At 63.6% G+C, this 6,873-nt stretch carries 6 protein-coding genes and 1 pseudogene; 3 read left to right on the top strand and 4 right to left on the bottom strand.

Annotation, left to right across the window (positions count from 1 at the left end):
- Positions 1–570 precede the first annotated feature (570 nt).
- Positions 571–846 carry a hypothetical protein gene (locus FJ887_RS18155; RefSeq protein ID WP_140955810.1) on the top strand — a complete coding sequence of 92 codons (276 nt, stop codon included), beginning with the start codon at positions 571–573 and terminating at the stop codon, positions 844–846.
- Positions 847–863: 17 nt separating this feature from the next.
- Positions 864–2,107 (top strand): IS3 family transposase gene (locus tag FJ887_RS18150; RefSeq protein WP_502799942.1). Its coding sequence is split into 2 segments (ribosomal slippage): positions 864–1,149 and positions 1,149–2,107, totalling 1,245 coding nucleotides; the frame shifts between segments, so codons are not numbered across the junction.
- 26 nt (positions 2,108–2,133) lie between these two features.
- Here the strand turns inward: FJ887_RS18150 and FJ887_RS18145 are convergent.
- The 4 genes and pseudogenes from FJ887_RS18145 to FJ887_RS18135 form a co-directional block, all read right to left on the bottom strand.
- Positions 2,134–2,616, bottom strand: a pseudogene (locus FJ887_RS18145) (ISL3 family transposase); the annotation flags it as partial.
- A gap of 241 nt (positions 2,617–2,857) precedes the next feature.
- Entirely contained in the window at positions 2,858–2,989 is a 132-nt protein-coding gene (locus FJ887_RS18465) for a hypothetical protein (protein WP_284711369.1), read from the bottom strand.
- Between the two features lie 213 nt (positions 2,990–3,202).
- Positions 3,203–3,799, bottom strand: coding sequence for an SIR2 family protein (locus FJ887_RS18140; RefSeq protein WP_140955812.1), 597 nt, complete (start codon positions 3,797–3,799; stop codon positions 3,203–3,205).
- Positions 3,800–3,807: 8 nt separating this feature from the next.
- Positions 3,808–5,307: an AlbA family DNA-binding domain-containing protein gene (locus tag FJ887_RS18135; RefSeq protein WP_140955813.1), complete on the bottom strand. Its 1,500-nt coding sequence runs from the start codon at positions 5,305–5,307 to the stop codon at positions 3,808–3,810.
- A 787-nt stretch (positions 5,308–6,094) separates the two neighbouring features.
- Between FJ887_RS18135 and FJ887_RS18130 the strand changes: the two genes are divergently transcribed.
- A complete protein-coding gene (locus FJ887_RS18130; RefSeq protein WP_140955814.1) occupies positions 6,095–6,661 on the top strand; it encodes a DUF1097 domain-containing protein in 567 nt (188 codons plus the stop codon).
- The last annotated feature ends 212 nt before the right edge of the window (positions 6,662–6,873 follow it).

Here is a 6,873-nt window from a genome sequence, read left to right as displayed (position 1 = left end):
CGCCTGAACAGGGTGAACTGGCATAGCGATCACGACACCGCAACCTGCCTTTGACTGGTCGGCGATCTGAGGTGTCGCAACGCAAGCGCGGACGCTACGAACGAGCTCAGTCGTGTGGGGAGCATGAGATCTATGGGCCTGTGGGGGGGCCTCCCGCTCAACCGCAGGCTCCGGGTCCGGAGGTGTAACGACGAGAGCCCGGCCGCCACAGCCGGGCTTTCGCCTGATCCCCGTAAAGTAGCTGTGCCCCGGTGCTACTTCTTACCAGCGTCCCTGTCTGGTAGTGAGGGTACCAAGTCCACTGGTGCCTCAACCAAGCTATGCGCGGTGCCAGAGGCTTCGTGCAGGGGCAGCATTCGCAATGCCAATCATTGACGTCTGGTTGGGTCTACGTGATCGGCAGCCTTTGGCGTTGGTCCGCCGAGTCACAGCCGCGCATCCCCGTAGCAATCGACGGCGCTGGGGCGTGTGACTCCAACAATCCTCGATCTTTGGTGCGCGGAGTGTAGGCTCGCTAAACTCGTCTTCCGGCTGAGTAACGCACCCCATGCGTATCGAGGGGGAGGGGTGATGCCTGCAGATATGCTGGAGCCCGAAAGGGACAACCACAGCTCGATCGAGGCGAGCACCGACGGCCGGAATATAGTTGGGAGACATCCGGGCGTCGTGACTTTCGTCGAAGACGGGGTATATGTGATTGTGCTCGATCGTCGCGGCTTTCTCCCTGAAGGCGAAACCCTCGAAGCCGCCATTGAGGACATGGTTTTGCAGCTTCGTGAATACAGCGCTGACTGGCTTAGTCACTACGGCACGGCTGAATCGGCCTGGGTTTCGTTCCGTTCTTGAAGCAAGGATGGAACACGATGAACCAGAAGTACTCTCCCGAGATGCGCGAGCGCGCGCTGCGGATGCTCGATGAGGCCAAGGCCTCCGGTCAGCACTCGAATCTGATGTCCGCGGTGCGGCATGTTGCGGGGCTCCTCGGCATGAGCGCGGAGACGCTGCGGGTGTGGCATCGCCGCCGCGAGGTCGACGCCGGCGCGAAGCCCGGTGTCCCGAGCGATGTCGCTGAGGAGAACAAGCGCCTGCGCCGCGAGGTGGCCGAGCTGCGAAAGGCGAATGAGATCCTCAAGGCTGCGAGCGTGTTTTTCGCGAAGGAGCTCGACCGGCCCTGACCGAGATGATCCGCTTCATCGACGAGTATCGAGAGCGGTTCGGGGTCGAGCTCATCTGCCGGACGCTGCGCCCGGCAGTGCAGGGATTCATCACGTCCCGCGGGTATCGCGCCGCGAAGACCCGCGTCGTCTCCGCCCGGCAGCTGCGGGACGAGCTGCTGGTGCCCGAGGTCGCCCGGCTGCATGCGGAGAACTACGGCGTCTACGGGCGGCGGAAGATGCATGCTCTCCTGAAACGGCAGGGGTGGGACATCGGCCGCGACCAGACCGAGCGCCTCATGCGCCTCGCGGGAGTGCGTGGGGTTCGCAAGTCGAAGCAGGTGTTCACGACCAGGCCGGACAAGGCGCAGGCCCTGCCGCGGGACCTCGTCCAGCGGCGGTTCCGTGCAGACGCGCCGCGCCGACTCTGGGTTGCAGACATCACGTATGTGGCCACCTGGGCGGGCTTCGCATACGTCGCGTTCGTCACCGACGTCTATTCACGTCGGATCGTGGGCTGGAACGTCGCGGCGACGTTGCGCGCGGAGGTGCTGCCGCTGCAAGCGCTGGACATGGCCGCCTGGGGCGCGGACGGCCCGCTGGACGGGCTGATCCATCACGCCGATCACGGCTCGAACTACATGTCGATGGTCTACACCGACCGCGTCGTCGAACTTGGCGCAACACCCTCGACGGGAACCGTCGGGGACTCGTATGACAACGCCCTCGCCGAGGCGATCAACAACCTCTACAAGACCGAGCTGATCCGCCAGCGCGGGCCCTGGAGGACCGTCGAGCACGTCGAGCTTGCGACGCTCGAATGGGTGTGGTGGTGGAACCACCAACGCCTGCACGGCGAACTCGGCATGCGCACCCCGATCGAGATCGAGGACGCGTACTACGCTGACCTCGAATCAGGCCTCCCGGCGACCGCCGGACAGGGAAACCGATAGGAACGAAACCCAGGCCGATTCATGGTCACCCCGTCGAACCGGGCGGGGTCATCGATCAGGAGTCGCCGCCCTTCGGTGAGGACTGCGTCGTTGGCGGCAGGCCAGGACACGTCGAGAGACTCCGCGACTCTGGCGACCGGTAGGTGCTGGCAGACGACCGCCTCGAGCGCCCACCGGACAGCGGCGCGGGTGAGCTTCCCGCGCGGCTCGGCAGCCGCTGTGGTGTCCTCGCGCCAGATCGTCCCGCACGAGAAACAGGCGAAGCGGCGTACGCGGACCAGGAGCGTCGTCGGCCGCCAACCCAGCGGGACATGCGCGAGACGGCGCGCTTGCGTTCCTCGGGCTACGCCCTCAGCACCGCAGCCGCGACAGAACGGGTCGCGGTCGGTGACACGGCACTCCAGCACCGCCTTGTCCGGCGAGATTTCCTGACCGGTGACGGTGAGGCCGTGGTCGTCGAGGAGGCAGAACGCAGAAAGATCGGGGGTGGCGAATGTACCGTGGGACACGTCGAGGTCTTTCGGATGGCGAGCGTAGGAACTTCCATCATCGGAAGGCCTCGACCTCGTCTCCGCGACCGCCACGCCGCCGACTCGTCAGGCGGGCGCTACACCCTCAAACACGATGAGCCCATTATCCTTTCAGCTGTGCTCTCCCGAGCGGAGCAGTCTTGGACTCAACCAAACCCTCAGCAGACCCATCTGACGCGATTTCAGCGGCAGATGGGGTGGCTGCGCAGAGAGTCGAGGATCATGGACCCATGACGACCCAGCCCCCTATCACCCCCGACGAGTACGTGGCGCTGCGCGCCATCGCGGTCGTGAGCGGCGGCTCGGCGAGACGGTCGAGCACCTCCAGTGCGGAGGAAAGGTCGCTGAACATCTCGTCAGTTCCCGCGATCGGGATCACTTGGCCCGAGCGCGTTGCAAGGAGCTTCCGAGCGTTGACGCCCTTCCCACTTCGCGCATCCCAGTACAACGGATAACGACGGTTGGGCGTGGACTCGATGAGCCGAACCAATGCGGTGTCCCACTCGGCTGACCATCCCGAGACAATGAGGCCGTACTCGTCGAAGACGCGAGCGAGCAGCGTTACCTATTCGTCCGGGTACTGGTCGAGTTCGGCCGGGGTGTTCCGGCAACCGAGATCGAGATAGTCCCCGTGGACCTTGATTACTGTGGCTGGCGCGTGGGCGAGAGGTTTCATGCCGTTGACTGCCTCCGGTCGCGCGATCACCTGCGGGGCGACCCCGACTGCGTCAAGCGCCTGCTCCATGAGCTGGTCGAAGTTCGTTGTCACGATGACCTTCACTGATCCCCGCTTGACCAGCTCGGCGATCGCGAGGTGCCCCCTGCTCGGCGTCTTGATTCCGTGTTCTCGTTCGTCATCGGACGGCTCGAAGAAGTCCGCCAACAAGCCTTGCCTGGTCGCCGGGGTGGGTGCGAGCGCTTCAAGCAGCGACGAGTAACCGAGGGGTTCTCCGTGGTGGTCGTGCCACCACTTCTCGGGGTTACTGGCGGCATCCTCAATCGATGCGGGGTCCTCGACGGCTGCGATCCGACGCACCAGCTCGGTGACGACGCCCCATCCAGTAGGCACACCAGCGCCGGTGGACACGCCAGAGCCCAAGAGCAAGGCGTATACGCCGGGCTGTGCCTGCATCGACGCCGCGAGCATCGCCAGCGGTGACAAGGGGTTGCTTATGCGCCTTCTCCTAACTGGTTGCCGACAAAGCGCTGCGCGCCCTGGGGTAGAGACCACCAATGCCCGCCGAAGCCAAACGATTCGTGTTCCGCGATGGCGAACACCTCCGTCATCGCTTCGGCGATCTTGCGCTCGTCGGAGGTGGGGAACATTGCTGCACGCGCGTCTGGATCGCTGGCGACGAGCTCGAATGCTGGATTAGCCCGGTCCTGGTTCATCGCCGATGCGGCCGGGTACGCGCCTCCCTCATGCAATCCCTCGGCGGCCACGATCATGCAGTAAAGGATGTCGAACTGGCAGAGCGAGTTGAAGAGCGCATCGTCGTGCGTGAGGTCGCCGGGGTCGGGCACCGCGCTGTCGGGAACATCAGGACGCATGGCCGGTTGCTCACTCATCAGGACGCGCGCGGCAGAGATCATCATGCCACCCTTGTCATTTGGAAAAAGGTCTGCACGGCTTGCGTCAACTTGCCCGTGTCTGATCCAGGACGAGTAGATATACACGTCACCGTTGGTCGGGTACGGGCGAAGTGCTAGGTCGTGAACGATGGCCCACTGTCGAAGGCGGACGGCAAGGCTGCCAAGGACGTACACGCGCGTGATGATGTCGAGTCGCGCGGCAGCCTCCCCGTGACCGATCTTGGCATAGGCGTCGAAGAGGCTATCGATGGCTTTCTCGGCAATGGCGTCGCGCTCGAAGTACATCGCGTGAGCGGTGAGGATCGTGATCTTGTCCAGAGCCGTCCGGCGCTCGTCGGGGTTGCTCACCAACGCGGCGGTCTGTCCGAGGAACTGGCGCAGGCGGATGTCGCTGCCGGCTTCCAGATGCGACGCCACCGCCTCGCCGAAAGCGTCGTCCGCCATCTCAACGGACATCGGTACGAGAGTGGGACCAGCTCCGCCGGCCCGCATGGCAGTAGCTAGGTCGGCGATCAGCGAGTCGACGTGAGTGCGGGCTTCCTCGCGGAGCCGTTGGTCGCGGCGGTCCAGCAGATCGTTCCAGTGCGCGTGGCGAAGTGGAGTGTTCTTGGCCCCTTCGCGAACGAGAACGTCTCCCTCACGGAACACCACGACCTGCTTGCCGTTCTCCTCCTGGAATTGGCCCAGCTTGCTCATCGGCACCGGAAGCCCATCGCGGTGGTGCGGAAGGTAGATCAGAATGACCTCATGTCCGTCGACCTCGTGAACTTGCGACATCACATGGACCTCGCCCTCGATGTACCTCCTGATCGTGTCGCCCAACCGGGCACCGTCGAAGCGAGCTCGATCAGCGATAGTGCCGATAGGAAGCGCCAAGGTGCGGTCGTCATTGACGCCGACCAGGATGTAGCCGCCAGGCGATCTGTTGCTCATCGAGACCGCGTCCTTGACGAAGTTCAACTCGTCCCGCTTGGTCGTTAAGTCCAGTTCTGACTTGAACTCCAAGTGCGTCTGCTCGGGCACCTGGAGCAGCTCAATCAGCTTCTCCCGGTCAGTGCGTCCGTCAACGACGATCACGCTGGATCACCGCACCCGTCAACGTCGCTGACGGTAGGGCGCCGAAGCCCGTGTCGGTGCGATCGACTACCAGACTCTGCGTCTGAAATGGGCTCTGCTTTAGCACGCGTCGAGACGACTGCAAACTGCCGCATACCTCTCCCTTCGTCAGCTTCGCTTGTCCACGCACCTCCCGTGCGAACGCCCAGCGATCATGGTCCAACTCTAGGACACAGGAAGGACAGAACCTGTCTCGCCTCGACCTTCAGCAGGCCGCCGCGGTCGACCTGTGTGCTGTAACCGCGAAGCCGTCAACTACGGGCGATGCTGACACCTGTGCACACGTGTCAACCGCTTACCGGTTGCCCTCGAGGCCGGCGAGCAAATCGCCTGGATCCGGCACGCCTCCTAGTCCCGCGCGCGCAGCTCCGCCGCGTGCTGCACCACCCACGCCACCGCGGAATTCAATGAATGGAAGCTCCGCACCCACGGCCGCACGTCGGGGGAGTCTCGATACACGTGATAAGCCGGCCCGACCCCTTCCGCCGCGCGCAAGCACCGCACCCACGCAATCGTCGATGAAGCGTGACCGTGCACACGCCAGACGTGACCCATGTGCACCGTTTCCGCGAGGGGATGCCCCTCGCGGAGCTGCGCGGTCAGACGAGCAATGATCTCGTCTGACCCCTCCGAGCGGTGCTTCACTATGGGCCCAAACACTAGCCCCCACCTGCGACACAGTGGGAACGAGGTACTGCGTACATTTACCTACGTAGGACCCCAGCTCAATTCCTATAAACGAGGCGGCATGGCTAGGCAGAACAGCCAACTATCCCTGTACAAAGAACGGCGCGAGAGGCAGCGAGAGAAACTGCGCGAGAAGGTAAACAGAGAACTCGCAAACTTCGACGCAGACCCAATCACAGACGAAGACGATATGCGCACCGCAGAGGTCGCATACGTGCTTAGAAACCCCAGCAATTCCCAGGGCACTCTCTCCCTTGCGATAGCGACGCTCGCCATCTTCATTTCGTTGGGCGCCACGCTCGCTTCCCTACCTACAACACTCGATACGGCGTGGTGCATCTTAATCGTGACCGTAGCCATCGGCATCCTCGTGTGCGCAGGTGTTGGTATTGCTGCCGGTGGCATGGCAAAGGGCCGGGCGCTAGCTGCTACTGCAGCAGCAGTCGTTGAGGCACGAAGGAAGGCAGGCTTAGACGCGGCAGAATCGGACGCTCGCAACAACACGCTCGCGCGGCTCGATGCCATTGAAGCCCTACTCAGGGCACCAGCACCCACAGATTCAGAATGCGAAGCGGCCGCCCCAGCTAGGAAGTATCCGTGGCGGTTCGGTAAGCCGCGGGCCCGCTAATAGCTGCAGCACACTTGGACTAGCCATTCGTTACTTCCTGCCCGATGCTCCCTGGAGTTGACGGGCTCTTCGGACATTCGGTGGGGGTCATGGGGTGAGGGCATGTACCTGATGCCCGAGCCGACAGCCAACCGGACAGCTGTGTTGGTCTAACGCGGTGCCGTGCGATCGGTTCAATGCGAGTGCCCGCGCCTCCACAACAGTGGGCGGCG

This window comes from Brevibacterium sp. XM4083, from assembly GCF_006489205.2.
Taxonomy (GTDB): Bacteria; Actinomycetota; Actinomycetes; order Actinomycetales; family Brevibacteriaceae; genus Brevibacterium.
The sequence above is the reverse complement of the archived record's forward strand: the minus strand, read 5'-3'. Positions and strand labels throughout refer to the sequence as shown.

Excerpts from the sequence above, each read along its gene's own strand:
- FJ887_RS18155 (WP_140955810.1), top strand. The coding sequence starts at position 571 with ATGCCTGCAGATATGCTGGAGCCCGAAAGGGACAACCACAGCTCGATC.
- FJ887_RS18465 (WP_284711369.1), bottom strand. The coding sequence starts at position 2,989 with ATGTTCAGCGACCTTTCCTCCGCACTGGAGGTGCTCGACCGTCTCGCC.
- FJ887_RS18130 (WP_140955814.1), top strand. The coding sequence starts at position 6,095 with ATGGCTAGGCAGAACAGCCAACTATCCCTGTACAAAGAACGGCGCGAG.